The following is a 794-nucleotide window of genomic DNA, read 5'->3' on the forward strand; positions in this document are numbered from 1 at the left end:
GTATGCATTATAATCTCTCTATGCTTATGGAAAAGGAGCCGGCAATGGAATGTCTAAATCATTAAATATCAGGAGCTTTCGGGATACATGGCTTGAAGATTTTTTTGAGCGGGCGACATCGCACAGAAAAATACCAGCGGATATTCATACTGCATTAGCCAGAAAGCTGGATATCATTAATGCGGCTGTTTCGCATCGGGATTTGCGCTCGCCACCCGGTAACAGATATGAAGAGTTAACCGGAAAATTACAGGAATATTCTTCAATCAGAGTAAACAAGCAGTACCGATTAATATTTAAATGGGTTAACGGTAAGGCCGAAGATGTGTACTTAGATCCACACATCTACTAGAACTAGAGAAAATCTAAGGTAACGATATGANATCTACTAGAACTAGAGAAAATCTAAGGTAACGATATGAAACAGGCAACCAGAAAACCAACGACTGTGGGTGATATCCTGCAATATGAATACCTGGAGCCGCTCGAACTGAAAATTAACGATCTGGCTGAAATACTGCATGTTCATCGCAATACGGTGAGCGCACTGGTCAACAATAATCGCAAATTAACAACGGATATGGCGTTTCGTTTGGCCAAAGCGTTCGATACCTCCGTTGATTTCTGGCGTAACTTACAGGCGGCGGTTGACCTGTGGGAAGTTGAAAATGACATGCGGGCGCAAGAAGAACTGAACCGCATTGTTTCGGTTAAAGATTTTATCGCTCAGCGAAATAGCGAGTCTAAAAAAGTCGCCTGACTGTCGTCTTGTCGGCCGGATAAGATGTTTTCAT

Annotated in this window: 2 protein-coding genes; both read left to right on the top strand. The window is 42.5% G+C overall.

The genetic code is table 11. The features are described 5' to 3' along the window. Nucleotides 1-49 precede the first annotated feature (49 nt). Nucleotides 50-352 carry a type II toxin-antitoxin system RelE/ParE family toxin gene (locus FDX22_RS24040; protein ID WP_046671374.1) on the top strand — a complete coding sequence of 101 codons (303 nt, stop codon included), beginning with the start codon at nucleotides 50-52 and terminating at the stop codon, nucleotides 350-352. A 66-nt stretch (nucleotides 353-418) separates the two neighbouring features. Further along, a complete protein-coding gene (locus FDX22_RS24045; RefSeq protein ID WP_048213890.1) occupies nucleotides 419-760 on the top strand; it encodes a HigA family addiction module antitoxin in 342 nt (113 codons plus the stop codon). Nucleotides 761-794 lie beyond the last annotated feature (34 nt).

This window comes from Citrobacter sp. TBCS-14 (assembly GCF_005280805.1).
In the GTDB taxonomy this organism is placed as follows: Bacteria; Pseudomonadota; Gammaproteobacteria; order Enterobacterales; family Enterobacteriaceae; genus Citrobacter; species Citrobacter gillenii.